Consider the following 26,882-nt stretch of genomic DNA (forward strand, 5'->3'; position numbering starts at 1 on the left):
AACGAAAACCTTTGAAAGAATGCTTTATTCTGCTAGTATGTTATCAGACAAGCAGACATCTTAGCAAGAGACCGAAATATGAGCGACGATAATAATGTTAAGTAGCATTGAACGACATAATGAAATTCTTAGGCTAGCCAGTAAAACAGGCAAAGTGTCTGTCGATGAACTTGCACATTTATATTCAGTGTCAACTGTGACTATTCGAAATGATTTAAACTCCCTTGATAACAAGGGCTTGCTGGTTCGTTCAAGAGGTGGTGCCATTTTACCTACGGGCTTTATAAAAGAATTATCGATTGGCCAAAAACAAACTAAAAACCAGGCGATAAAACAGCAACTTGCCACCGAAGCGGCAAAATTGATCTTCGATGGTGACGCTATTATCTTGGACTCTGGCACCACAACAGAAGAAATTGCCTTGCAACTTTGCAAACATAAGCAATTGAAAGTATTAACCAATGGTTTAAATGTTGCCGCTAAACTCGCTCAAATTGTCGATATTGAAATAATGGTCACTGGCGGTACCTTACGACAAAAATCTTTATCATTTTTTGATGATAAAGCAGAAAGCAGTTTACAACATTGTCACTTTGATAAAGTCATACTTGGTGTTGATGGCTTTGATTTAGCGGCCGGTATCACCACACACTTTGCGCAAGAAGCCAGCTTAAACCGTTTAATGTGTGAAAAATCATCCCAAATTATTGTTGTCACGGATTCATCTAAATTCGGTAAACGTAGTTGTTACATTGTTCAAGCATACAACAAGGTTAGCACTGTCATTACCGACAAAGGCATTCCCGCTGAATACAAAAAGGCATTCACGCTTGCAGGCATTCAATTAATTATTGTCGACGAGTAAAGAAACTAGCGACCTCCTAACTGATTAAGGAATAAAAATGAAAGAAATAATAGACGTTCTTAAAGCAAATCGAAACGGTGAAAATTGTGGCATATATGCAATATGCTCTGCTCACCCACTTGTTATAGAAGCTTCCATCGAGCAAGCATTAGCTGATGACTCACCAATTCTAATTGAGGCGACCGCCAACCAAGTCAATCAATTTGGTGGTTATACAGGTATGTTACCAGCAGACTTTTTAGAGTTTATTGGTAAAATAGCAGATAGCAAGGGCTATCCACGTGAACGTATCATTCCTGGTGGTGATCATTTAGGTCCAGTCTGTTGGGTTGATGAACCAGCCGAATCAGCGATGGCTAAAGCACAAGCGCTAATTAAAACCTATGTCGCTGCCGGCTTTAAAAAAATTCATTTAGATACCAGCATGGGCTGCGCTGATGATCCACAATGTTTACCTGATGAAGTTGTCGCAGAGCGAGCGGCATTATTATGTGCTGTTGCCGAAAAAACCGCGATTGACACCTTTGGTAAATCTGATCTAGTTTATGTAGTGGGCACAGAAGTGCCTCCTCCAGGTGGCGCGGCCGAAGAAATTGAAGAGTTAGAATTAACCCCGGTAAGCCGAGTAAAACAAACGTTAGCTTTACATCAAAATGCTTTTGCAAAGCTTGGGCTAGAAGATGCGTGGCAACGTGTTATTGCGTTAGTTGTGCAACCTGGTGTTGAATTTGACCATACTAGCATCATCGACTACGAGTCAGAAAAAGCACAAGCACTTAAAGCGTGTGTAACAACACTGCCAAATATTGTTTATGAAGCGCATTCTTCTGATTACCAAAATGATGAAGCCTATGTAGCCTTGATTAAAGACCATTTTGGTATTTTAAAAGTAGGCCCGCAATTAACGCTAGCCATGCGCGAAGCGATTTTTGCATTATCCTATATAGAAGATGAATTAATCCCGGTAGAGCAACGCTCATGTTTACGTGAGGTATGCGAGCAAGAAATGCTTGAAGTACCAAAAAATTGGCAGCGTTTTTACCCTGTACCGGCGAGTAAAGGCACACTTTATCGCCGCTATAGTTACAGCGATAGAATTCGTTATTACTGGTGTCAACCTCGCATACAAAAAGCCGTTGATTGTTTGTTTGACAACCTAACCAACTCAGGTATTCCTTTACCGCTAATTAGTCAATTTTTACCGGAGCAATACCGCGCCATTAGAAATAACGACTTAACGGTAACCCCTGAAGAGTTAGTCAAAGCTAAAGTAAAACAAGTGACAGAATCATACGCTAAAGCGTGCTGGAAACAGTAAAAAATACAGCACAAATAATCAGATTAATGAATGGTTGAACTTCAACCAGGGTGACGCTTCAACACAAGAGGCTAGATTGAGCAATAACAGGTGTGCGCTAGAAAACCATAATGTTATTGCTATTTAAGCTATTGAAAAACCACCTAGTTTTTCTGGTTGCATAACCATTACGAAAAATAATCAACCAATTTAGGAACCCCCATGACAACATTATTAACCTACACTGAAGACGCATTAAAAGCTCAAAATGGCTATTGGACAGCGAAAGAAATCTGTCAGCAACCTCGTATATGGCGTGAAGCAGCAGCAAATGTTGATAGCAATAGGGCTGACATTAATGCTTGGTTAGCACCATTGTTAGCGCAATCAGATTTACGTATTATTTTAACAGGTGCTGGCACCTCAGCTTATGTTGGTGATGCAATAGCACCACATTTAAGCCAACAAACAGGCCGTTTAGTTGAAGCGATCAGCACCACAGATATTGTCAGTAATGCACCACAATATTTATTAAAAAACATTCCAACGCTAGTTATTTCTTATGGCCGCTCAGGCAATAGCCCAGAAAGTGTTGCCGCTGTTAAATTAGCCGATCAAGTCGTTGATAATTGTTATCACTTAGTGATCACCTGTAACCCTGAGGGCGCGTTAGCCACTAATGCTCAAGGTCAAGATAATGCCTTCTCATTATTAATGCCTGAAGGCACACTGGATCAAAGCTTTGCCATGACCAGCAGCTTCACCTCAATGCTTGTTAGTACCTTAGCCATTTTTGCACCACAAGCAGAGCAAGTGGAAATTGCCGCACAATGGGCAGAAGGCTTTATCACTAACAATGTTGAAGCGCTAAAAGAAAAAGCAACCTTGTCAACGCAACGTTTAGTCTTTTTAGGCGCCGGTGGTTTACAAGGTATTGCGCGAGAAGCCGCTCTTAAAGTGCTTGAACTTACCGCTGGACAAGTACTAAGCTATTGTGAAAGTCCATTAGGCTTTCGTCATGGACCAAAATCATTAATGGATGAAACCACTGAGGTTATCTTCTTCTCGTCAAGCGATGATTATACTAAACAATATGACCAAGACTTATTGGCTGAATTACATCGCGATGATCAAGCGTTAGCCATTACTACCTTAACCAAAGAAAGTTTTGCGCACTCAGAAGAGCTTATCGATGTTTGGGCCGGTTTACCTTATATTCTTTATTGTCAAATACTTGCATTTTTCAAGTCAATGCAAGCAAATATTACACCTGACAATCCATGCCCTACAGGTGAAGTAAACCGTGTGGTTCAAGGGGTGACTTTATATCCTCTTAAAGCTGAGTAAAGGTTGTTCTCATGTTACCAACAAATAGACAAAAAGTTTCACCTCTGCATTATGGTTTAGATATTGGAGGTACCAAAATAGAAATTGGTCTCTTCAACTCTGAATTAACCATGCTTGAGAGTTGGCGTATCGAAACGCCTACGCAGAACTATGATGAATTTCTTGATGCCATTCATGGGCTAATTAAACAGGCTGATGAACTAAGCGGACAACGCGGCAGTATTGGCATTGGTATGCCGGGCATCATTGATAATGAAAATAAAGTCAAATCTGCTAACGTTCCTTGCGCGACAGGGAAATTTATCGTGCAAGATTTACAAAAACGTGTCGGTCGAGAAATATCCATTGCTAATGATTGTCGCTTGTTTGCGCTGTCTGAAAGTTATGGTGGCGCTGGCGATAATCAACCTGTCGTTTACGGTGCTATTATTGGCACAGGTGCTGGCGGCGGACTATGCATTAATGGCAAGCTGTTACAAACCGCTAATAACATTGCCGGTGAATATGGTCATATAGCAGCTTCAGGGAAGCTATTACAGCAATATAACTTACCCGTTCGCGATTGCGGTTGTGGTTTACGGGGCTGTATTGAAAGCTATATTGCAGGCCCAGGTCTTGGTTGGCTCTATAAGTTTTTTGGTGCTAGCACTGAAAGCACAACAGAGTTCGTTGAGCAATTACGAAAAGAAAACCCTATTGCCCAAAAAACATTCGAGTGTTATATGGATTTATTAGGGTCGTCTTTTGCGTCTCTCGTGCTTTACTATGATCCCAATGTTATCGTGGTAGGTGGTGGTCTTTCAAAAATTGATGAAATTATTCAAGCATTACCTAAAGCCATTGAACAACATTTATTTAAAGGTGTAACGTCACCGCTGATAAAACGCGCCGTTTTTGGTGATGCTAGCGGTGTACGTGGTGCTGCTATTTTAGGGAAACAACATGATATTACCTAACCAATACTACATACGCGCTAAGCAGGTATTTAGTGAAGAAGCTATTTTAGATGATCACTTTGTACTGATCACCGATGGCATCATTGCGTCGATTGATAAAAGTGCTGACGCTAATATCCCTGTCTTTTCTTTTGACAATTGCCAACTACTACCAGGATTTTTAGATTTACATATCCATGGTCGAGAAGGCTGCGATATTATGGATGCTAAACGTGAATCCATTGAAACCATATCAACTTCGTTAGCTAAGCATGGGGTTATTGGCTTTCTTGGTACCACAGTAACCTCTACTTGGGACAATACGTTAGCCGCCTTTAGTACTATTGGTGAAGCCTATCAAAACCAGCCTAGTGGCGCGCAGGTATTAGGTGCCTACAACGAAGGGTTATTTTTTACCGAAGATCATAAAGGTGCACACGATGAAAAGTACTTTTTACCTCTGAGTAAAGACAATATAGATGCCATCATAGCGGCTTCTCAAGGTGCATTAAAGGTCGTTGCCTTAGCACCAGAGCTCCCTGATTCTGAAGATATTATTAAATACTTAACCAGCAAAGGCATCAAAGCCATGCTAGGTCATACTAATGCCAATTATCAACAAACTTGTGATGCTTTACACTCAGGAGCCTGCGGTGGAGTACACGTATTTAATGGTATGAAAGGCATTCATCATCGTGATCCTGGTTGCGCTGGTGCGGTATTATTAGAAGAAGATGCTTACGTTGAAGTGATCGCTGATGGCGTTCATCTACACCCTGCAATTTTACAACTAATTTATCGATTGAAAGGCGCAAAAAAAATGGGGCTGATCAGTGATTGTATTGTTGCTGGCGGCATGAAAGATGGTACCTATCGCTTAGGTATGTTAGACGTTAAAGTGCTTGAAGGCGTTGCTCGCACGGAAAGTGGTTCACTGGCGGGTAGTACGTTAACCCTGGAAAAAGCGATTGCTAATTTAATATCACTGGCTGATATCCCTCCGCTTGAAGCCGTTCATATGGCAAGTTTGATCCCCGCAGAGTTCTTAAGTGTTCAAGACTCATTAGGCAGTATCAAAGTAGGAAAAAGAGCGTGCATGACGCTAGTTGATAACAACTTTCAAGTGCAGGCAACGATAATTGATGGAAACATTGCCTACTGCAACGAAGAAACTGAAACAAGTAAATAGCGCTGATATACCCGTTACCATTCAAGATGCATGTTTCAGAGCGGTTAAGCGATTTCAATTCAAGGTTCATTGATGAAGGAATGGTTATTCCCTTCTAAGTCACTGCAACGAAGAAGTGGAATTGCTCAAACGCTTCTACGATGGGTTTAAAATGACTTTATGCTGCGGTAAATAATCAACACATAGAGTGACTATGTTTAAACTATTCTCCTTGCCTAAAGGCATTTTAATTCCCACTGAAATCGAGCACTTTGAATGGTAACGGGTATATTATGAAGCCACAAACGTTAATGTTATGGGTCATTACTCATAATATTAACGTTTTAATATGGCTAGTATATTTACCCCCCCTATAGTGAAGAAACCTTTCCAACGGTTTATACCCGTTAGCATTCATATTCAAACGCTAGTGAAGAATGCAATTAATGTATTGAAAAAGTGACGATTTATGTGTACTTTGCGTCTAACAAGGTGTGCAGGAGTCTTGATATTTTAGTGTTATATAAAAAATGTTGCTTAGCTTGTGCAAGGCAAGAAAAATATATTTATTAGTCAGTAAACTTGCCTATACTCTAGGGGCTGTTGATCTTTTGAGATTACTTTTACAGCAACTTGTTTGGTATTTAGACAAGGCAGAGTATGTGACGTGTAGCTGGCTACTCGAACATACGATAACGTAGTATAAATTTCAAACAAGTGCTGCCCTTTAGGGTTCATTTAAAACAAATTTACTCATTGTTGCTCGCTTTTTTAATAGAATAACTATGATACAAAGCTCGCGCCGCGATTAAACCCGTTTTCAATTGAATAAATTTTAACCCTGAAAGATCAACAGCCCCTAGTTTAATAATAAAGGTTTCAATCACAACTGATTAATAAACAAATAGGACGTTACTTTGAAAAGAATGATTTTTGTAACAATATTTTTCAGCACTTTATTAGCATTTACGCTTGTATGGTCATTAATCTCATTAAATTCTTTAAAACAAAGTAATTTCGAACAAATTAAAGCAAATAATATCAGTAATCAAATTCGGTTAAGTACCGACAGATTAACACAAGCAGCGCGGGCATATGTCATTACCGGCGATGAAAAACACTTGGCATTTTATCATAAAATTGTTGACATCAGAGAAGGACTCTTACCAAGGCCTAAACATTACCATCGAGTTTATTGGGGAGTAATGCTAGCTGAAAATACTCCCCCTCCCTTCCCATTAAGTGATAATCAGTCCCTCAAGCAATTATTAGAAAATGAACACTTCAGTACTCAAGAAAAGCATAAGTTACTCTCGTTTTATGAGAAGTCTAAGAAGCTTTCCGCAATAGAGCAGCGCGCCTTTAAGCTCGTCACACCAAACAAACATATGCTAACCAAAGAAAGTCGATTCGACAGTACATCTCTACTCTTTAACGAGGCTTATTCTAAATATAAGGCAGAAATATATTCTGATATTAATGATTTTTACCAATTACAAGAACAAAGAACAAGTATTAAGCTTGCAGAAGAGGGTACTAATCAACAAAACTTAATTATTGCGAGCATACTTTGCTTTTTATGCTTGTCGTTATCATTTTTAGTATTATTGATGAAGCTGCAAAATGAAAATCGTGAAAAAGTTGCGACATTAAATAAAGAAGTGCGAGAAAAAACTCAAGATATAAGAGTCAAAAACCAAGCATTAGAAGACTCTTTAGAAAAAACAAGAGCGGCACAACGACGGGTAGTAGAGGCTGAAAAACAATCTGCTTTAGCTAGTTTAGTTTGCAATGTTGCTCATGAAATTAATACGCCTCTTGGCGTAATAATTACCGCCACTAGTCATGTCGAGCATTATTTACAAGCATTAACTTCTGGGGTCAGCCAAAAAAGGATCTCTAAACGTAAATTAAATGATATTTGCGACAACCTAGATCATGGTGTCGATATAGTATTAAAAAACTCTGAACGCATTAGCAGTTTAGTTCAAAAACTTAAGACGATTTCAGGAGATAACTTGTTTGAGGAGTTACAATCATTTCATTTAATAGATTGCATCAATAATGCAGTGGAAGTATCAAAAGAACTCAATCAGCAAAACAACGTTCAATTTCAAATAATAAATCCCCCAAATACCCTCTGTCATTCCTATCCAAAAACAGTTGAAACTGTCATTATAAATTTAATATTGAATAGTTACGAACATGCTTTTACTGAAAACGGTGGTAATATTAAGATTACACTTAAACCAAAAAATTCTGATTTTATTTTGACCTACACTGATGATGGAAAAGGCATACCAGAGAGTATTAATAGTAAAGTATTGGAGCCATTTGTTACCACTAAAAAACGAAATGAAATAACTGGTTTGGGTTTATCGCTCGTAAGTAACTTGGTGACGGATAAGTTAAAGGGCCACTTAAATTATGAATCAAAGGAAGGAGAAGGCCTAAAGTTTGAAATACATATCAAGAATCAAATTTGATCTTTTTAAGTCAAATAGTATATATCTAAATGCCAATATTCTTTGTTAATTTGATTGCAGAACTGACAGTCTGTGTATAGTAACGTTTAAAATAGCTATATTTTGATGTATGAAAATAATAAGGATGACGATACCTGAAGTAAGTATTGCCAATTAATTCAGGGGACATTGATTATGGAGCTAACTTTCTCTAATGATATAATCGAATTCTGATAGTGACGTTATTGCACCTTAATCCATTGTAATAACAATTTGCTTATATACCCGTGACCATTAAAAATGCATGTTTCAGTGGGAGAAAAAACGATTTAGGCAAGGCATTGATTGTAGTGAATGATTGTTCCATTATCGAAATCAATTACGACGTATAAATTGCTTTTATCCCCATCAAAGAAGCGCTTGAGGAACAATTGAAACATCGCCTGCGGCAAAAATACCTGACACACTTTGTTGTTTCACTTCACCGGAAGCTAGATCTTCATAAGAAAGGGCGACGACTATACCGTTGTCTGCGATCACTTCTTTGGTAGCGACATTTTTTGATAATGGTAATTTTCCTAAGTTCTTTCGCCTTTTCTACCAATATTTTATCGGCCTTTAAGTCAGGTGAGAATTAAACGCTGCTTCTATGCCTGAATTACCCCGCCATATTTACCTTTAAAAAATGGGCCATAGCAATACGGATAATAGACAACACCTGAGTCAATATTTTCTTTCTCGCCAAGAATCCCTAGCTCACGCCACTTTGCCCCGTTGCAATAATTATCGCTTTCGATTCAATCACTTCACCACTAGATAAATGCAATATCTTAGGTGCCTTACTATCAGGGTATTGATTCTCAGCTTTATCAACACGTAAAAATTCTTTATCGTGATATCGTAATCATTCAAATGAGCTTGCATATTACCCGTTAGCTCTGTACCCGGTGTTTTAGATACCGAAATGAGGTTTTCAATATCGACAGTATCTTTTACCTGATCCCCAATGCGGACTGCAATCATGATGTTAAAGCGCATCAACATAGCTTCAGAGCACGAGTAAGCTATCGCTTGAAGTCAGGTGGCAACACCAGTAAAATTCATTTAGCTGTTGATAGTTATGGCTTGCCGATTGAATTCATTATTACAGGTGGTGACGTTCATGACAGTAAAGTGGCGAATGAACTTATTGAATTGTTACCGCAGAGTGATTTTGTCATAGCAGACAAAGGTTATGATAGTGAGGCTATTAGGAACAAAGTTCGTGAACGAAACTCAAGCCCTGTAATACCTAGGAAGCAGAACTCGAAAATAGGAAATGGTGATATTGATTGGTGTTTGTATAAATACAGACACTTAGTTGAAAATGCCTTTGCAAGGCTGAAGCACTTTCGTGCCATATCGACAAGATACGATAAATTAAAATTACAGTTTGAAAGTATGTTGTCTCTAGCATGTTCAATGATTTGGCTGCCAATGTGAAAGATCAACAGCCACTAGAAAAAATACTATACAATAATTATCAACAGTTTAAATCATCGTCCATATCGGTATCGATAAAGAACTTCAATAAACTACCCGCGGATTTCAATTTGGTTCTAACAATATTTACATCTTCAATGATACGCTGTTTTGCATAGGCTTTAGCTGATTCCGTTAACTTCCTAACTAAGTAAATAAATGCAGCAACAAGGTTATCGTTAGTTTCTCGGTAGCTGAAGAACAAGTAACAAACGAGGTATAAAATAGTTTGGCTATCTGTGTGTCTTCTGAGTTTATACACGGTCTTGTGCTTAACCAAGGGCGCGTAGTATTCAAGGTTCTTAGGTGACAATTCAAGTTCTGCAATAAGTCCTTTAATTTCAGGATAAAGCGAACGTATGATTTTATGTGTCTTCAGCTCTTGCGTTATTTGGCTGGTTGAAAAGTCTTTAGCCATCTTTTTTAACTTGGCTAAGTCAGTAAAGCTATTATTTGATTCAAGTAATTTCAGTAACGTCGCTTTTGTGGATTGTTTTAAGTTTTCATTGAGAACAACTTCAATACGGTTTCGTTCATTTGATAATACTGTTGATATAGTATCTTGCAGTGTTGTGTAACCCGCTAGCGCTATTCTATTTCCCCAAAATAGGCAATGCACTCATCGAAAACATATCTAGGCTCTAAGTTTATTTTTACAACATCATTTAACCTTCTGATTAATGGGACTTTGTTAATTTTGCTTTGGTAAATTGAAACACCTACTTGTTTAAGTAATTTACTAACCAGTTTTGTTTTTGTTGTTCGAGATAAATCGGCTAATAGCATGCTTTTGCCATTGGAATATTTGCTTCGAACATAGTCAAAACCACAACATCATCAAACGAGAAGTTGAAGATAATAGGCCGTGATCTGAAATACCCTAATAGCAGAATAAAATATACTCTGGTTTCTAATCACCTTAACTCATTAACGAGCTTTTGGGTTTCATTATCAAGTGAAAAATAGTCTTCCCTGTCTGTACGACTAAAGTTAGGTAGAGCATAAAGTTCGCTTATTTCAGATTCGTTAAGTATGTGAATTCGTTTATTGGTTGAGTTAGTGATGATGGTTGACCTTTATAATTATTTCTCATCATCATAACTTATGATCGGTCAAAAAATAATCTTAAGGTTCATTTCGAGGGGATGGGCACCCTCCCCCTATTTGGCTGTTTTTTTTTCAAAAGAGACATTGAAAATTTACCTGCTTTTGGCTTTAATGGCTTAAGGCTTTTATTAGGGTCTGTATGCCTCTTACCCTTTCGCTATCGTGATTTATCCCGAATTAATCCTATCGTTCTTATTAAGGGCTTTTGGTAGGCAATTTATTAGGTTGTGCTTTATTGTTATGGATTTATGCAGTATCTGTTAGTGAAACATTAGGTTAAGATGCATTTATTATGACCTTATCAAAGCTGTTTCCCCCTTGATTGCTTGGTCATTGTTTGGTGATAAACCAATAGGATCCTTTTGGTTTTCTTACCCTTTTACGTCACCGATTTAGCGTTGTTATCAGTGGTGGGTGAATGGAATCAATCTAGTCATCAATTGTGTTTTTTTTGTTAGCGCCAATCATGTTGACTGTGCATTTTAATTTCAATAACCGATACGCTCAGCGTATCCTGTGCTGTTGTTAACTTGTATTCAGCCTTTCTCTATCGGACTTATGGGGCTAGTGATGTCTATTTGAAATTTGGCCCGTCACAGTAACAAATTCTGCTTGGGTTTGGCTTGAGCGTAATAATTACCTCTAGTTTACGTTACGTAGCCCAAACTAAAGGCCAAAAGGGTACCAGTACATCTAATGCCGTTATTATCATGATATTAGAGCTAATATGGGTGTTTCCATACTCTGATTTGCAGAGGCAATGTCTTTATACCAAATTATTGGCTGCTCTCTGATATTATTATCTATACTGATTAATCGGGGAATGGGTAAATTTATCCTAGCTTATATGCAATGAAAAAAAGTATAATTATTGCTGGTTTTAAAAATAATTTTGAATGATGTCAGTCTTGTAAGAGTAGAATATGAGATGAGTTGACTAAAAGTTCGTGACAATCATCTTTATCACTAATTCAATCGAGAGCGATTATATAGCAGCTAAAAATCATCACAACTTCACAGCCTAAAGTAATAGTGACTTTAGGCTGTGAAATATTAGTATCTATAGAATTAATTACAGTTAATTAACAAACAATTAGGATTTAATGATGGAGTATATGACTCGAAAATTAGCCCCAAATAAGCGCATAGCCCTAGTAGCACATGATCATATGAAAGAGTCACTATTAAATTGGGCATCTATAAGGTTAAACATTTTACAGGACCATCATCTTTATGCGACAGGAACAACAGGCACTCTCCTCTCAAAAGAATTAAAATTACCTATAGAGAGTTTACTTTCTGGGCCTATGGGGGGCGACCAACAACTGGGAGCTAAAATAGCAGAAGGTACAATAGATATGTTGATATTCTTTTGGGATCCTATGAATGCAGCCCCCCATGATCCAGATGTCAAAGCATTATTACGATTAGCCGCTCTGTGGAATATCCCTGTTGCAACAAATATTGCCACAGCTGACTTCATTTTAGAATCATATCATATAAATAAAGTTTATCATGCCAGAATTCCTGACTATCAAGGCTATTTAGCCAAAAGAACAAAGTAATAACTAGCACTTACTTTTCAAATTTTATTTAAATAAAGAGTACTCAGAAATATATAGCAAATGACGTAGTTTAATGGATTCGACTACCCAGTTAAGGAATGATGAACTTAACTGGAGATAAAGAATGACAAAACGTAAAAAATATTCCAAAGAATTTAAACTTGAACAAACAATAAAAGTGAATAAGTCTCCTACTCTTTTTTTTTAAAATATTTTATATACCTCTTCACTAGTAAAACATCTAAATAAGATTCAACTATAAAGTTTAATCTTATTTAGTATCTCATCACGAGGCACTTATAGGTGTCTCCAATGGAGACACCTATAAAACTTGATTATAATCAAGCTACATCCCTTTATTTATGAATTATTCATTAAAAAACTATAGTTGATCCATTAATAACATACGTATATTATGTCTGTATATTTTTTACTTGGATGTTATAAAATGCAAACGAAGAACCCCAATATACTAGGAATATTTCAGCAAAAAGGTGGGGTAGGAAAATCGCTCGTTTCCTCAATTATTGCTGAATATGCTTCTATAAAGGCAAATATGAATGTTTTAATCGTTGACCTCGATATGCAATGTAACAGTTCTGATTATTGGGTCGGAATGGAAAGTTCGCCTCAATCTACTGGTGGTCAGCTTCCTCCTATACATCCCGATTGGATTGAAGGGGATGAAGATTATGAAGGAATTGAACAACGTTCTACAATTGCAGATACTTTTTATGGTAAAGAAATTTTAGCATACGAAACCTTTGTTAATCCTAAAAATGGCTTTAAAGGTAAGGTGGATTGTCTACTAGGACACCCTGCTCTATTAGAAAAAATCAACACAGAATTTTCTAATGAGTCAGGAAACATTGAAGCGAAAGTTATAAACAGACTTAAAGAAGTTTTGTTTAATGAATTTGTCGGTGGAGAATACGATCTTGTAGTGCTTGATACTGGACCTTCAAGAAATCCCGTTTTTAGATCTGCTATTCGCTGTGCAACTCACGCTGTAATTCCTTTTGAACCAGAAGAGAAATCAATGCAAGGGATCAATGCAATGATTCAAGTTATTCAATCTGATAACTTTTCAAGAGATGATGATGAACAATTGAAGTTAATAGGATTAGTACCAAATAAAGTTAAAATAAGTACAAAACTTCATAAAGGTACTCTTGATATGCTTCACGAAAGTTTAAGCTCTATAATGATTCCAAGAGACTTGTATCTTCCTAATTCTGTCGCCTTTCCCGAAAGGGACCTCAAAGGCATAGATCCAAAATCAATATTTCAAATTAGTAAACATCACACGGCTTTAAAACACAGTGAAAGTTTATGTAAATACCTTTTGGGTGAAATATTTAGCGAAAAAGAACTCAATTCAAAATTAGCAAAGTAAGGTGTCTCCACTGGAGACACTAAGGAAATATTGTGGTTAAAAAATTTGGTGCCAAAAACAATAGTCGTGCCGGTACAGGCACAATTGATAAAGATACAGAGGTTAGTAATAGTGAAAAATGGACTTCTGCTACGGCTTCACAATTAGATAGTAAGGTTAAAAATATATTAGTAAAAAACCTTCCTATTTCTCACATTAAAACAGATCAAGACAATCCAAGAAAACTAACTATTGATATAAATTTAGTTAGAGAAATACAAAATAAATTTTCAATCAAGAATTATTTAAAAAATGAAGAAGATTATGATTGGGTTGAAGAGTATGTTGAAAAAGTAACTAAAGATTTTAATTTAAAAGGTAAACAAATTGGAGATTTTACTTCAATTGTTGAGTTTGCTGCAGTTCTTAAATCACCTAAACGTTTATTACATTCTATAGTTGTATGGCAAGAGGATAGTATATTTCATCTTATATCTGGTGAAAGACGTTTATTAACTCATATATTGTTGGGTGAAGAATATATATCTTCAAGAATTAGTGAAGAAAAATTAACAGTAAAAGAAATTGATATTCTTCAATGGGAAGAAAATATTCATCGTGAAGATATGACATTGTTTGAAAAAACAATGAGACTTAAAAAGTTGATAGATAGTAGTCACGGAATGTCAAAAATATCAGTTAGAAAATTAGCAAAAGTTTCTGGTTTATCTGTTGCTGAATCTCAAAGGTATTTAGTAATAATAAAATATCCTACAGATACATTAATTAAAGCTATTGAAGAAGGTAAAGTTGAAGGTCTACAAAAATCTGCGGCACTCGCTCAATTATCCGATGAAGAACTTAAAGCGAAGTTATCCGGAATTGTTATTGCTAAAAAAGATGTAATAAAACCAACAATAAAAATTAGTAAAAATGCTGACATTGATGTTATGAAAAAAATAATTGGTGCTGTTACTAAAGAATTTAAAGCTGAATCAGTTTTAGATAATTTAGATTTAAGTAAATCAAAAGACTTAAATCTTGCATTTAATTCTTTGATTACTTTTTTGCAAAAAGGGTAGGGCGTTTAAATGATTAAAGCTAATAACGATTCACTTAAGCCAGTGAAAAGAATGGCTGTCAGAATTCCTATTCGAATGATCTCTAAAATTGAAGATAATCTTTTGGATTCTGGATATAACAAGAAACAAAGATTGTATTGGTTTGAAGATATCCTAAAAGAACTTTTTGAAAAAGAAAGTTATCATAATTTAATTGCAGAAGAGTTTATTGAAGCAGGTACGACTAAGATTGTTAATTTAAGTATTACTGCTGATACTTTTAAAATGGTTAACGATACAGTTAAATATGTAGAAGAAAAAGAAGATACTAAAACGGATCGTAGCTCGGTAATTAGAACAGCTATTTTACAACGTTTGCTTAAGGCAAGCGGCCAACAGTTCGGAGTATAAATTATGCCTTCTGATTTAGTTTCCTCGGAACAATTGGAATTATTTGTTGCAAACATCATTGATGCCGCACCGAAAGGTGACACACAATCAATGGAATTTCCATTATTTAGTATAAGTTCAAAAGTTGATACCGACTCTTATGTTTATCATAATAAAAAAACGGGCGCTTCAATTGAGATAATCCCCAATGAAAAGGGCAGGGCAACGATACACGATAAGGATCTTTTACTATATTGTTTTGGTCAAATAGCAGAAGCTAAAAATCGTGGTCAAGCGATAGGCCAAAAGATACACATAACTTTGTATGATTATTTGAAAAGCACCAATAAAAACACTGACGGTAAATCATATAAAGCTGTTTTAGAGTCTTTAAAAAGGTTAGCAGGTACAACTGTTTACACTACGACAAAACAAGGTGATGCTAAACGTGATAAGGGCTTTAGTTTTGTTAGTGATTACGATTTAATTACTGATGAAAAAACAGGTAGGATGAAGTATGTTGAATTAATATTGCCTTCTATTCTTTTTGATGCTGTTAGTAATAATCAAATACTAACTTATTCATCTCAATATTTTTCATTAAGGTCACCATATGATAGAAGGCTGTATGAACTCTGTAGAAAGCATTGTGGCAATCAAACACAATGGGAAATAGGATTAGAGAACTTATATAATAAGTTTGGTGTGAAGTCTCCTATTAGAGAATTCAGAAGAAAAATTAAAGAAATTGAAAAAAAACAATCCATACCTGATTATTTTATTATGTATGCTACTGCTAAAACAACGAGAACTGTTGAAAAGATTATTGTTTTTAAAGATAAAAATGGTCATTTAAAATCTGAAAAAGAAGCTATGGAAATTGGCTAATCATCGTGGTTTTAAACACAAAGAGCATTATTTGTACTGTTTATAAGGGCAAACTTCGGGGTTTTGCTCACATCAAAGATCTGATTTTAGATAATATACGGGCAATAACAGAAAAAAGTGATTATGCTTTAAATAACATACGGTATGTTATTATATATTTATTATTTTGTAGGTATACGTGGTTTTAAACACGGATTTAATCAACAAAAACAGTGCAAAAACCTGTTATTAAGCTGTGTATATGCTGTGAATTATGTCGAGGTTTTGATCACGGAAAGTTCGGGGTTCTGATCACACTTGGTACGTGGTTTTAACCACAAATGGTCGAGGTTTTAATCACGCACTTAAACACAATATATCGGGTTTTTAATCACAAAATATCGGGGTATTGAACACACAATAGTTAATTAGAGCCTTTGAAACGGAGGCTTTCAACAAACGTAACGTATTAACTTAATAACTAGTTTATTAACTATTATAACTATTGTTCTAAATAAATAAAAACTCTAACAAATTATAAAAACTCTAATAAAAAAGTTATTTACTGAATAATTTAAAGGCGAGATACAGTGAAAGCTCTTCACAAATTATCACGGGTTAAATAAAAGCAGAAATTAGATAATCTGCTCTTTCTTCAAGATCATCATTAGACAAAAAGGTTTTAAAGCCCATTTTTTTTCTGGTGAACGATCTAAATGCTAGAAACGGTACTTCTTCTAATTGTTGATCAACTCTAGTTTTATTGAATGACTTTTCAAAAATAGAGTGCAGGTTAGTTTTAAAATAAATAGATGGTTTACTGAGAATGATAATTGGTATCGAACAATACTTACCTTTAAACATTTTATCTTCCGAACTTATATTAACTCTGCATTTTCTTCTTTCGGCTCCAATAGGTGAAAGTAGCTCATTACTTTTAATACTATTTAGCTGTATTAAATCTTGTGCATATCTTCCTTCAACACCCTCAAAGTAATTGTTAATCACAAATTTAATTTCACTGCCGGTTAAACAACGTCCTTTTCCTTTGTTAATAATTTCTGGTTGGAATGAGACTTTTTTAATAGGGGAGTTATCTGACTCAATCAAAACTATTAGTCGAGTTAGTTCTTTCAAATTTACTCTTCCGATGGGATCAACCTTAGCAATAATTTTTTTAAATATTGGCGGATTCGATTTATAAAACAGTCTCAAGTTTTTTATTGAGCTAGAAATATTCACTTTCAACATATTGATTAATGTTACTTCTTCAATTATTTTTTTATTGCTTGGACAACAAATATAGCCATAATACGAATTTACTTTGTTACCCTCTGGATCATCATCTTCGTAATAGAAATTACTGTAAGGAATAGAGAGATCTTCAATAATCTCGATATCTGAATAATTTTGAGTTAAAATTTCTGCCTTAACTTTACTTTTATTGAGTAAAAAGCAGAGATTACTGATAGCGGATTTAAGCAATGTTATATCATCAACAATTTTTTTTACTATTAATTCAGACACCTAATTATCCCACACCCAACAAAAGATTATATTATAATTTAGTAAAGTCTTTTTATCAATAAACATAATCTCACACCCAAGATAATATAATTCATCATATGATGAACAATATCTTTGATTAGTAATGTACAAGAGTTGGAAAAAGTGCCATTTTTTAAAATTAAACCTTTGGGTGTGGGATAATTCTTCTGCATTTGAAAGCCAATTATAGGGCAACACCATCCAGTTAGGCATGTTTGAGTTTGATGCAGTAGCTGGTTTTAGAAAAGACAACGGTCCTTGGTTTGGGCCGTTTTCTTTTCTTAGGTAACACAAACTTTTTCACTTTGCCTCGCATCGCTTTGAATTTACCCAGGATTGTTCCTAGCTTCACTATAGCGCACCACAGTAATTCATCTTGGATATAGCGCAGTGGTGGTACTCCAGCTTCTTTCGCTATCGGGGTTTGAAGTCCAATGGTACGAAAAGTTACTCTAAGCAATACAAAAGCAAGGCTACCTTTTAAAGTAAGTTCGGTGGTAATAATTGTGAGCCACTAAAAGTAATTTAAACATTTGTAAGCGTATAGGGAACTTCACCTAGCTGCGTTCAATATTCCATGGTAGCAGCGGTTCAAGATTGGTTGGTTGCTCGGCAATATGTTGCAAGCATCTTGATATATAGTCATGCACGACTAGACCATTGGCCTTAGCAGTTTCAACAAGACTATAGAGAACCGCACTCGCATAAGCACCATTGCAGGTATTTGAAAACAGCCATGCCTTGCGGCCAATAACAAACGGTTTTATTGCGCGTTCGGCTCTATTGTTATCAATGGATAATCTGCCATCTTCAAGGTAGCACTGGAATTTATCAAACTGATTTAAGCTGTAACTTATTGCCTCCCCAAGTTTACTTTTGGGTGGGATTTTATCTTTGTGTTTTATTAGGGGTTGTGCGCCCATTTCATCGAAAAGTCCAAAGTTAGCCTGTAGACCTTGAGACAATAGGCCTACAGAGCATCGATATATAAATTAGAATATTAGGCAGCTACCATTGGTTGCTCTTCGTCCGCTAATGGGTCAAGGTTTTCTAACAGTCTGTCTACACTGATGTTATTTTTCTTTATCCCAAACGTATAATTTCCTGCCAGTTGTATATGCCGCCATGCTACCGGTGATAAATTGGCGATCATATTTATAGCATCTTGATTATTTTCAAGCTCAAATTTCTCAATCAGACCTGATAGTAGTGCTGAATTATAATAGATGATGCAATTTGCTATGATCCTTGCACAATCATTCCATTGATCTATTTGATAGTCCTGGCCACCTCTAAACTGGTTGCCATTAATGGAAGCAATCGCTCTTCTCAGTTGATGGTAAGCTTCACCACGGTTGAGTGCTTGTTGGACGAACTGCCGTAAGGTTTTGCTATCTACATAATCAAGCATATATTGGCATTTTATCAACCGGTCGTATTCGTGAAGCGCTGCCAGTGTCAGGCTGTTTTTTTTATTGTTGGATAGTTTTTTAATGATGGTGCTCTGTGTTGCTGTTTTTCGGCTCAGTGAACAAATTATCCATTGAATATTTTCCCACTCCCTTTTTATCAGTGCGGTGTTGATCGGTTTCTTTAGCTGCAAAGTCAGTTTGTCTCCGTATTCAACTTCAAATATGTCATTGAAGGAATTCTTAAATTTTGCATAACGTGGAGCAAACTGATATCCAAACAAATCCAATATCGCGAAATTTACGTTGTTAACACCATGAGTATCGGTGGCCAGTGTCTTAGGCTGGATATCGCTGGTATTGTTATACAGCAAATCAAACGCATGATGCGCTTCATATTCATTAGGCGAAATGACTTTTGTGTTTAGCGGAACATGGTTTGATACAAGCGTCAGCGCTGATACACCTTTACCTTTACGGAAATATTTGGCCGAATATCTGGCCCGGAAAGTATTAATACGGCAGGCAAACTTTTGACCATCAATACTGCCAAATGGTGCTGCTTCATTTATGGTGTAGTGTTTGAATATAGGAAGTACGGCTAAGGCATCTGATATCACGTCGTTGGCATCACTGGTTGTTTCAGGACGAATGTATCCGTCATTGACCGCCCTCAAAACACCAATGGTGCGATCTGAAATTGAAGACATATGATGTAATCCGTAATTTGATCCGTTACCAAAAACACATGCAAGCAGATCATCGTCCCCGGCTTTGACGCTATGTTTTTTGGAGGCGACATTCTTGAATGCGTTGAGATAACCCGTTTTTTTATTGACGTAATCCATGATCTCTATGATCCCCATATGTCGGATTTGAGTGTATACCGGATTATCAAGATCATCTTTCCAACGCTTGTTTGCCAGTGTCCAGGTGAGTTGATTAATACGGGGCTGCCGTTTTACTAAATCATTAGCATCATCATTAATACTGTTACCCAGATGTTTCATAGACAAACGCAGTTTTTTCATTAGCCCTGATAACGTTTGATCAATTGGAGTATTGAGTTTGGGTAACCCCGATTTTTGTATAATGATTTCGCTGTCTTTCCATTCGGTCTGTGGGATCAAATCATCTTCAAGTCTTTTATTATCTGCACTTTCCGTAACATAGATGCTGTTGCTATTTATCAGTTTGGCCACCCTTTGATACAAATAATACTCAAACCTTTTTGTATTTACTTTATCATTTTCGAGTAAATATTTCTTGTCCTCGCTGCTGAATAATCGCTGATCAACCGTAGTCAGTTTTTTGTCTTTATAGAGCTCAGATTTTGATGTTATCAGCTGTGATGCCAGTACCTGCAAGACAGGATCACAATCTATATCAATAGCCATAAACAGAGATCTCATCGAATTGGCTATTTTTCGGTATTGCGTATCGATAAATTGCCACTCATAGAGCGTTTTATCAAAGCTGTTTTGATGAAGATGTTTACTGATCAGCCGTAATTCGTCTTTTGAAATAACGGCAAAGGCATCCTGGCGAATATCACCAAACGCCGTTTTGTCACTGATATCGTCATCCACAAAAAGTTTCAGTATATTGCCGGCACATGTTAGTTTGTCCCTTATCACTTCAAGCTCTTCTGCAATGCGCTGTTTCGCGGCAGCTTTGGCAGCCTCTCCCTGTTTACGGGTAACGTATTGAAAGGCGGTAACCAGTTTATCATTGGTTTCCCGGTAACGAAAAAAAAGATAGCAGGCCATATACAACATGCCTTGCCACTTCGGGTAACGACGAACTTTGTAAACGGACTGATGGTGAATAATCGAAGCGTAATAGTTCAGGTTGCCCTGCGATAAGCCCAGCTTCCCGATGAGGTGTTTCACATCCTGATAGATCTCTTTTATGGTATTGTGCGTATCTACCTCTTTGGCAAGCTGGGACGGACTAAAGTCTTTGGCTGAGCCTTTGTAGGGAGACAGGCTATTTAAAAGATCTTTGGTATGCAGAATTTTTTGCAATTTTTCCTGAGTTGTATCCGGCATATGATAGGAAAGAATATATTCTGTACGTTGTCGCTCACTGGCCAGCACGTTAGTAATGATGCTTTGCAGCGTTGAGTAGCCTGCCAGACCTGTTCGCTTTTGCCCAAAAAATGCCAGACATTCATCGAAAATGTATTTGGGATAGGTGCAAATAGTGGCAACATCCCGTAACCTCGCGATTAATTCTTGTTGGTGCTGTTTTGAAAATCGCTCAAACCCTAAAATCGAGTACATTTTTAATATCAATGTTGCTCTGGTGTTTTTCTTTATCACCGGGTATTTGGGCTTCTTGTCGGGAAAGTACGTCGAATAGATATATTCAACGTCCTGCTTTACATCCCTTAGTTTAAATTTAGGTACCACGGGTTTTGCCCTGAAATATCCTATCAACAGGATCAAGTATACCCTGGTTTCGATCTTCTCTAACCTTGCCAGGGTGCGTTTAATATCGGGATCTAATGACAAGTACTCTTCTCGCTCTGCCTGATTAAATACAGGGCAGGAATAAAGTTCATCAATCTCCTGGTTAGTGAGTATCTGAATTCGGCTTGTTTTTACTTCTTTCATTTTATGTCAATCGTTTTAATAAAAATCAATATATTATAGTGTCATGTAAAGGTAATCGAGATATATACAGCCATGAACTGATCCAGCTGATGATACAAGACAGTAATCAGTATTCGAAATGCGGTTCACTTTAAGTATACCTTAACAGAACTTCTTGGATCCCTGTGTTATTATAGTCCACTAAATCCTGAATACTATGTATAATGGACTAATATAAAGAGACTATATAAAATGGACTATTTCCACAATGAGCAATTTTCGTACTTATGCTTATTTGCGAGCTTCAACAAAAGAGCAAGATGCTACTCGCGCAAAAGAGGCATTGTTACGGTTTTCCAATGAACATGATTTGGTAATATCTGCATTCTTTGCAGAAAATGAATCCGGAGCAAAATTGCAAAGGCCAGAATTATTCAGGTTGCTTGAAATAGCCCAAAAAGGCGATGTTGTACTAGTTGAGCAAATAGATCGTATATCCAGATTAAAAGATGATGATTGGTCTTCTCTCAAGGCCATCATAAAAACAAAAGGTTTAAGGATCGTTTCATTAGATTTACCAACCAGTCATCAGTTTGCAGCCGTTAAAGATAAATTTACAGAAAGAATGTTGTCAGCTATTAATGATTTGATGCTCGACATGCTGGCAGCAATTGCCCGAAAGGACTATGAAGACCGAAGACGCCGTCAACAGGAAGGTATAGCTAAAGCGAAGTCTGAGGGACGATATCGTGGAAGGCCACTCGATTTAGAATTGCAGGAAAAAATTGAAGGTATGTTATTGGATAAAAAATCCTATGATTATATTCAGCACATTTTAGGTTGTTCTCGCTCAACAATTTCTAAAGTTTCAAAAAGGTTAAAGTCAGAGTAACTTACAAAATATAAACAAACTGTCCTCTATAGAGACCCTGTAACAGATTTTGTTACAGGGTCTCTATAGCCGCTGCCAAACAATGGATACAGATATTTACGCGAAAAATGTCGCGTTTATGCACAGAGCCCCAATATATATACCGACTGCCAAACTAATAACCATACTTAACTTCTGCTTTACTTGCTAATTGACTACGTAAATTATCTTGATATTTCCATGTATCAAAATTATTTTTAGTTAATCCTCCGTGATCTTCTGTAGTAAATGAATAATCTAACATTTCTTTTATATTAATGATGTCTTTAAAGTTTTCTTGGGTAACATCATATTTCCCCCAATATTTTCCTTTACCGTCATAACCACGGTCATATTCTTGACCTTTTATTAAAATATCAGGTAATTCCTTAGCCAAATTAACTATATCTTCGTTTGCATTCAGTTTGTCCTCAAGATACTTTTTTTCATCTTCAGTAATATCACCTGAAACAACTAACTTATCGTTACTATCAATAGAGAAACCCCAATCTTTTTGAGCTAAAGAAGGTGCTGTGTTTTGTAAATCTTTCATAAAGTCTTGATATTTAGGTTGTATTTTTCTAAATTGATTTGTTAATTCTCCAAAATCTATTGTCTGTTCCATCTTTACTAAAAGCTCAGATTCAGACTTATGCGCTGTGATACTTAGCGGTCTATCGTATGTATTTTGACTTAAAGGGATATGCTCATCTTTATGATAAATATCATTAGCAAATTTTTGCGCTTGCTGCTTATTCATTTTTTCATTTGAGTGGCTATCAGATAAATTTCCCGTATTAACAGGAGCTGATTTATTTTTTAGCTGTGCTGTTGCGGTATTTGTTAAAATATCAGGAGTTATTTTCATATTAAATTCCATTTATAACGAAAAGCATCTTACTGTTAATATTTTTATCGGCTCATAACATAAAAGCTTGATTGTTTTTTATTCATTAGTTTACAGTAAATGAAAAAAAGCTAATAACATAATCGTTATTAGCTTTTGAAAGTAAGAATTATGAAGGATTACTACTTACTAAATCTTGATCGCATAAATGACCTAGTACAACGTATGGGACATTATCACCGCCAACCCCTAAATCTAAATTTCCAGTGTTAGGTATTTCTAATCGCCACACACCATAAATTAAATCGGTATCATAGATATTTTTATAACCTAAGCTATATTCCGTATGTTGAAATGTGTAGCTACCAGAACAGTTACCTAAATTTATAGAGCCTGAAACACGTCCTGCACTATTAGAGATTTTTTCGTAGTTTGTATAATTAATAATATTGTCATTATCACTAACATCTTGGTCAACTTTCAACTTAGCTTTTGCTCCTTCAACTGGATGCCCTGTTGAATCTTGCAGCGTTACACCCCAAGTTAAGTTGTGATATGCTTGTGTTGTTGCATAAGTTGCCTTTACTGCATTAAATGCGGCGTAAGTTACCCTATTTACATTAGACTCACCCGAAACACTATGGTTGGATACGCTAGTAACTTTAGTGCCAATGGTTAAGTCGTAATCATGTAAAGAATTAACAGGTAAACTAGGGTTAGCTCTTACTCGAATATTAATATTTTGGTTTGGTTGTAAATTACCTATCGTTAAATCTGTATTTGTAGCTACTTGCATCCAACCATTATTATAAAACTCTATAATCCACTCATCTAATTGAGCATCTTCAAGTTTGAGTAGAACATCTTGTCCACGTACAGCCGTAAACTGGAAGTAATCTATATCGCTGGCACTATCCATGTTACCAGTTATAGCATGTTGTTTATCTGACAATAAGGTTGATGTTGCAACAGTATCATTAAACTCAAAAGCATCTAAATCCGTTGCAACACTAGCACCAAAGTTAAAAGGTGCACCTGTTGTTTCTACAATATTCATGTACCAATAATAATGACCCGGTTCTGTTAATGCCAAAACACTTTCATTCGCATTACTCGCATTATTAGAACTACCAATTAGGGTGAAAGTATTGTCCAGATTATGCTTTAAAACGCTTAAGTTAACATTATTATCAACAGCCTGATTGACTAATAAAGCAGTTGTTTTACTTCGTTCTGTTATTTCAAAGTGATAACAAGCGTTTGTACCTGCTGTTACACCTGATAAAGTATAAAGATTTCCTGTTGAGAGTGTTGGACAAACAGGCGTTATCGCTGTACTTAAAGCTTGTATCTGTGGTGCGGCTAATACTTGCGATTTTTGAACGGTACTAAATTTTTTTGATTGTTTAACTTTATTAAAATCATCTTTTGACTTTAAAGGGGATAAGTTTAACTGCTTAGAAAATTATGTTACCTCGCCAGCCGAAATTAAATTATCTTCAGCATTAACTTCATTAGCATGAGCTGATAATGATAATGATAATGATAATGATAAAAGAGAGAGGTTGAACGTTGATAATTTCATATTGTTTAATATCCATATTAAATTGAAAAAGTAAGCATGTTGGATTCAACATACTTCACGTAATATATGGCTAATTTTTTATAAGAGCAAGAAAATCTTTAATGCGTTGAAAGGTAGTTTCTTCGACCTAAAACCGTATGAGTGAAATCCTCTATTTTCAATTTTTCAAGTCCTTAGATTTATTATTAGTTGTTTTATTCGGCAAGCATCGCCAATTTCATTTTGTATACTTTATGATAACTACATTTGACCATTATCAAAACTACTCTCATAATGCTTTTATCAAAATATCCTAGACTATAAGATATATTTATGACAAAAATTGGATATGCAAGGGTAAGTTCTACGGGACAAAGTTTGGAAGTGCAACTTGATAAATTAAATCAAGTAGGGTGCGATAAAATTTATCATGAAAAGCAAAGTGGTAAAACGGCTGCTCGACCAGAGTTTCAAAAGTGCATGAATTATCTTAGGGAAGGAGACACTCTCGTAATCACTAGATTAGACCGTCTTGCACGTTCAGTTATTCATTTGTCACAAGTTGCTGAGCGCTTTCAGGAAGAAAGTATTGATCTAGTGGTAATTGATCAAGCAATTGATACATCAACTCCCACTGGTCGTTTAATGTTTAACATGTTAGCGGCAATCGCAGAGTTTGAAACTGATTTACGCTCAGAAAGACAACTAGAAGGTATTGCCAAAGCTAAAGAACACGGAGTTAAATTTGGTAGGCCAACAAAAAGAACCGATGAAATGGATTTAGAAATTTATAATAAAAGGAAAGAAGGCGTATCCATTGGTCGATTGGCAAAAGATTATGACTTAGGATCGGCTACTATTTATAGAGTTTTGAATGATGTACTTGAAAAAATATCATCCGAATCAATCGAGAAAGCTAAATTATCTGGTTAGGTCGCAGTCATTATTTTATTCAGCTGTAAACCCTAATAGCAATTTCGAGGGGATGGGCACCCCCCCCCTAAAGGGAGCGTAGTATTGATACGTTTTATCATGGGTGGCATGATAGATTTCTTCGAGACGACAGCTTAAAGTAGGTTTTAAGCTGTCGTCCAACACAGATTGTAGAATGATCATCTAGGGTCGGATTTTTTATAACAGACATGTAATTGAAAAGATGCTAAAGCCTAATCTGCTTTTGGTGAAAAATGATAAGCTTCTTCAACATCACCTTCCTCATTAAACAACACTATCCATTCTTCATCTTCATCGTCTTCCCAAAAGAAGTCCCAGTCATCACCCCAGCCATCCGCTTGATCTTCAGCCCAGTCTCTGTATTCATCACCCTCTTCTTCCCATCTTTCTTGCTCATCTATAATGTCATCATCTTGAGGATCGCCATACCATAGTGTGGAATAATCACCTACCAGCTTTATTGGCTTTTTTGAACTACCCCCCAAGACAAAATCAACTTTGTCTGAAATTGCTTTTGAATGCGAGTAAGGTTTATTTGTTTCTAAGTGTTGTGAAAAATCACCAGGTCTTTCTTCACTTATTATGTCACTTTGAAATAGGGTTACTGCATGACCAGAAATCTGAGATTTATTTGAATTTAAACTGTTGATAATTATTTGTATAGTATCTTTTCTAGTATTATTCTCATTTAATGAAATATGATATTTTTTAGTTAACTTAACCAAAAACAAATCCACAAATTCAACCTTCTCACGATGTGTTTGTAATTCGTTATAAGTTTTCTTGTATCTTTTGACTAAATGCCTAACCGTTTTCCTATCTGGAAAACCTCGTTTATCAACAACATTTCGAGCTTCCAATTTATTGATGCAATACTTTGTTGAAAATATGAATGCATTTTTCTCTGTGTATTCGAGAGAAAAATTCTTTTTATCAACCTTATTATTTGAATTACATTCTGCTTGCGTAATACTATGATGCCGATCGCTCAATACCATTCAAGCCGATCACTTTTTTGTCTGCCAGTAGACCTCAGTAAAATCTAACTTGAGTGATCGGCATCAGTCAAGGAATTTAGTTTTTTTCGCAT

The 26,882-nt window shown here is 36.0% G+C and carries 20 protein-coding genes and 3 pseudogenes; 14 read left to right on the forward strand and 9 right to left on the reverse strand.

Features of this window, described 5'->3' with window-relative positions:
• Positions 1-94: 94 nt before the first annotated feature.
• From agaR to ND2E_RS04260, 6 genes are all read left to right on the forward strand, one after another.
• Positions 95-865, forward strand: coding sequence for a transcriptional repressor AgaR (agaR, locus tag ND2E_RS04285; RefSeq protein WP_033079108.1), 771 nt, complete (start codon positions 95-97; stop codon positions 863-865).
• Between the two features lie 37 nt (positions 866-902).
• Positions 903-2,183, forward strand: a complete 1,281-nt coding sequence (locus ND2E_RS04280) for a D-tagatose-bisphosphate aldolase, class II, non-catalytic subunit (RefSeq protein WP_033095190.1) — start codon at positions 903-905, stop codon at positions 2,181-2,183.
• Positions 2,184-2,384: 201 nt separating this feature from the next.
• Positions 2,385-3,509, forward strand: coding sequence for an SIS domain-containing protein (locus tag ND2E_RS04275; RefSeq protein WP_033079106.1), 1,125 nt, complete (start codon positions 2,385-2,387; stop codon positions 3,507-3,509).
• Positions 3,510-3,520: 11 nt separating this feature from the next.
• Positions 3,521-4,465 carry an ROK family protein gene (locus tag ND2E_RS04270; RefSeq protein WP_223303675.1) on the forward strand — a complete coding sequence of 315 codons (945 nt, stop codon included), beginning with the start codon at positions 3,521-3,523 and terminating at the stop codon, positions 4,463-4,465.
• Complete coding sequence (nagA, locus tag ND2E_RS04265; protein ID WP_033095191.1) at positions 4,452-5,633, forward strand: N-acetylglucosamine-6-phosphate deacetylase; 1,182 nt, start codon at positions 4,452-4,454, stop codon at positions 5,631-5,633. The genes ND2E_RS04270 and nagA overlap by 14 nt, the downstream gene beginning before the upstream one ends.
• Positions 5,634-6,538: 905 nt before the next feature.
• Positions 6,539-8,098 (forward strand): sensor histidine kinase, encoded by a 1,560-nt coding sequence (locus ND2E_RS04260; RefSeq protein ID WP_033095192.1) that lies wholly within the window; start codon positions 6,539-6,541, stop codon positions 8,096-8,098.
• A gap of 387 nt (positions 8,099-8,485) precedes the next feature.
• Here the strand turns inward: ND2E_RS04260 and ND2E_RS23520 are convergent, their stop codons facing one another.
• The gene (locus tag ND2E_RS23520) at positions 8,486-8,617 is read right to left on the reverse strand and encodes a hypothetical protein (protein WP_263281890.1); all 132 of its coding nucleotides are present in this window, start codon (positions 8,615-8,617) and stop codon (positions 8,486-8,488) included.
• A 486-nt stretch (positions 8,618-9,103) separates the two neighbouring features.
• On the opposite strand from ND2E_RS23520, the pseudogene ND2E_RS04255 reads away from it, so the two are divergent.
• Positions 9,104-9,559: pseudogene (locus ND2E_RS04255) on the forward strand (IS5 family transposase); the annotation flags it as partial.
• A gap of 40 nt (positions 9,560-9,599) precedes the next feature.
• Here the strand turns inward: ND2E_RS04255 and ND2E_RS04250 are convergent.
• Positions 9,600-10,217: a hypothetical protein gene (locus ND2E_RS04250; RefSeq protein ID WP_033095193.1), complete on the reverse strand. Its 618-nt coding sequence runs from the start codon at positions 10,215-10,217 to the stop codon at positions 9,600-9,602.
• A 1,594-nt stretch (positions 10,218-11,811) separates the two neighbouring features.
• Between ND2E_RS04250 and ND2E_RS04245 the strand changes: the two genes are divergently transcribed.
• The 5 genes from ND2E_RS04245 to ND2E_RS04225 all read left to right on the forward strand — a co-directional run bounded on the left by ND2E_RS04245 (position 11,812) and on the right by ND2E_RS04225 (position 15,984).
• Entirely contained in the window at positions 11,812-12,270 is a 459-nt protein-coding gene (locus ND2E_RS04245; RefSeq protein WP_033095195.1) for a methylglyoxal synthase, read from the forward strand.
• 448 nt (positions 12,271-12,718) lie between these two features.
• Complete coding sequence (locus ND2E_RS04240) at positions 12,719-13,666, forward strand: ParA family protein (RefSeq protein WP_033095196.1); 948 nt, start codon at positions 12,719-12,721, stop codon at positions 13,664-13,666.
• Positions 13,667-13,698: 32 nt separating this feature from the next.
• On the forward strand, positions 13,699-14,727 hold the full coding sequence (locus tag ND2E_RS04235) for a ParB/RepB/Spo0J family partition protein (protein ID WP_033095197.1): 1,029 nt from the start codon (positions 13,699-13,701) through the stop codon (positions 14,725-14,727).
• A 9-nt stretch (positions 14,728-14,736) separates the two neighbouring features.
• Complete coding sequence (locus tag ND2E_RS04230) at positions 14,737-15,117, forward strand: hypothetical protein (protein WP_033095198.1); 381 nt, start codon at positions 14,737-14,739, stop codon at positions 15,115-15,117.
• Positions 15,118-15,120: 3 nt separating this feature from the next.
• A complete protein-coding gene (locus tag ND2E_RS04225; RefSeq protein WP_033095199.1) occupies positions 15,121-15,984 on the forward strand; it encodes a replication initiator protein A in 864 nt (287 codons plus the stop codon).
• A gap of 597 nt (positions 15,985-16,581) precedes the next feature.
• Here the strand turns inward: ND2E_RS04225 and ND2E_RS04220 are convergent.
• From ND2E_RS04220 to ND2E_RS04210, 4 genes and pseudogenes are all read right to left on the reverse strand, one after another.
• Entirely contained in the window at positions 16,582-17,490 is a 909-nt protein-coding gene (locus ND2E_RS04220) for a hypothetical protein (protein ID WP_033095200.1), read from the reverse strand.
• Between the two features lie 226 nt (positions 17,491-17,716).
• Positions 17,717-17,929, reverse strand: a pseudogene (locus ND2E_RS23400) (IS4 family transposase); the annotation flags it as partial.
• A gap of 139 nt (positions 17,930-18,068) precedes the next feature.
• Positions 18,069-18,419, reverse strand: a pseudogene (locus tag ND2E_RS04215) (IS66 family transposase); the annotation flags it as partial.
• 92 nt (positions 18,420-18,511) lie between these two features.
• The gene (locus tag ND2E_RS04210) at positions 18,512-21,538 is read right to left on the reverse strand and encodes a Tn3 family transposase (protein ID WP_033095203.1); all 3,027 of its coding nucleotides are present in this window, start codon (positions 21,536-21,538) and stop codon (positions 18,512-18,514) included.
• A gap of 247 nt (positions 21,539-21,785) precedes the next feature.
• Between ND2E_RS04210 and ND2E_RS04205 the strand changes: the two genes are divergently transcribed.
• Positions 21,786-22,409, forward strand: coding sequence for a recombinase family protein (locus ND2E_RS04205; RefSeq protein ID WP_033095204.1), 624 nt, complete (start codon positions 21,786-21,788; stop codon positions 22,407-22,409).
• A gap of 154 nt (positions 22,410-22,563) precedes the next feature.
• Here the strand turns inward: ND2E_RS04205 and ND2E_RS22505 are convergent, their stop codons facing one another.
• Both ND2E_RS22505 and ND2E_RS0121900 read right to left on the reverse strand, forming a co-directional pair.
• A complete protein-coding gene (locus ND2E_RS22505) occupies positions 22,564-23,295 on the reverse strand; it encodes a hypothetical protein (RefSeq protein ID WP_052056885.1) in 732 nt (243 codons plus the stop codon).
• A gap of 148 nt (positions 23,296-23,443) precedes the next feature.
• Positions 23,444-24,367, reverse strand: coding sequence for a hypothetical protein (locus tag ND2E_RS0121900; protein ID WP_150113792.1), 924 nt, complete (start codon positions 24,365-24,367; stop codon positions 23,444-23,446).
• Positions 24,368-25,171: 804 nt separating this feature from the next.
• On the opposite strand from ND2E_RS0121900, the gene ND2E_RS04200 reads away from it, so the two are divergent.
• Positions 25,172-25,771 (forward strand): recombinase family protein, encoded by a 600-nt coding sequence (locus ND2E_RS04200; RefSeq protein WP_033095205.1) that lies wholly within the window; start codon positions 25,172-25,174, stop codon positions 25,769-25,771.
• A gap of 233 nt (positions 25,772-26,004) precedes the next feature.
• On the opposite strand, the gene ND2E_RS04195 is transcribed toward ND2E_RS04200, so the two are convergent.
• The gene (locus ND2E_RS04195) at positions 26,005-26,790 is read right to left on the reverse strand and encodes a hypothetical protein (protein ID WP_033095206.1); all 786 of its coding nucleotides are present in this window, start codon (positions 26,788-26,790) and stop codon (positions 26,005-26,007) included.
• Positions 26,791-26,882: the final 92 nt, after the last annotated feature.

It is taken from the genome of Colwellia psychrerythraea (assembly GCF_000764225.1).
Taxonomy (GTDB): domain Bacteria; phylum Pseudomonadota; class Gammaproteobacteria; order Enterobacterales; family Alteromonadaceae; genus Colwellia; species Colwellia psychrerythraea_D.

What these genes read in the sequence shown, in the direction of transcription:
- agaR (WP_033079108.1), top strand. Translation starts at nt 95, where the DNA reads ATGTTAAGTAGCATTGAACGACATAATGAAATTCTTAGGCTAGCCAGT.
- ND2E_RS04280 (WP_033095190.1), top strand. Translation starts at nt 903, where the DNA reads ATGAAAGAAATAATAGACGTTCTTAAAGCAAATCGAAACGGTGAAAAT.
- ND2E_RS04275 (WP_033079106.1), top strand. Translation starts at nt 2,385, where the DNA reads ATGACAACATTATTAACCTACACTGAAGACGCATTAAAAGCTCAAAAT.
- ND2E_RS04270 (WP_223303675.1), top strand. Translation starts at nt 3,521, where the DNA reads ATGTTACCAACAAATAGACAAAAAGTTTCACCTCTGCATTATGGTTTA.
- nagA (WP_033095191.1), top strand. Translation starts at nt 4,452, where the DNA reads ATGATATTACCTAACCAATACTACATACGCGCTAAGCAGGTATTTAGT.
- ND2E_RS04260 (WP_033095192.1), top strand. Translation starts at nt 6,539, where the DNA reads ATGATTTTTGTAACAATATTTTTCAGCACTTTATTAGCATTTACGCTT.
- ND2E_RS04245 (WP_033095195.1), top strand. Translation starts at nt 11,812, where the DNA reads ATGGAGTATATGACTCGAAAATTAGCCCCAAATAAGCGCATAGCCCTA.
- ND2E_RS04240 (WP_033095196.1), top strand. Translation starts at nt 12,719, where the DNA reads ATGCAAACGAAGAACCCCAATATACTAGGAATATTTCAGCAAAAAGGT.
- ND2E_RS04230 (WP_033095198.1), top strand. Translation starts at nt 14,737, where the DNA reads ATGATTAAAGCTAATAACGATTCACTTAAGCCAGTGAAAAGAATGGCT.
- ND2E_RS04225 (WP_033095199.1), top strand. Translation starts at nt 15,121, where the DNA reads ATGCCTTCTGATTTAGTTTCCTCGGAACAATTGGAATTATTTGTTGCA.
- ND2E_RS04210 (WP_033095203.1), bottom strand. Translation starts at nt 21,538, where the DNA reads ATGAAAGAAGTAAAAACAAGCCGAATTCAGATACTCACTAACCAGGAG.
- ND2E_RS04205 (WP_033095204.1), top strand. Translation starts at nt 21,786, where the DNA reads ATGAGCAATTTTCGTACTTATGCTTATTTGCGAGCTTCAACAAAAGAG.
- ND2E_RS22505 (WP_052056885.1), bottom strand. Translation starts at nt 23,295, where the DNA reads ATGAAAATAACTCCTGATATTTTAACAAATACCGCAACAGCACAGCTA.
- ND2E_RS04200 (WP_033095205.1), top strand. Translation starts at nt 25,172, where the DNA reads ATGACAAAAATTGGATATGCAAGGGTAAGTTCTACGGGACAAAGTTTG.
- ND2E_RS04195 (WP_033095206.1), bottom strand. Translation starts at nt 26,790, where the DNA reads ATGGTATTGAGCGATCGGCATCATAGTATTACGCAAGCAGAATGTAAT.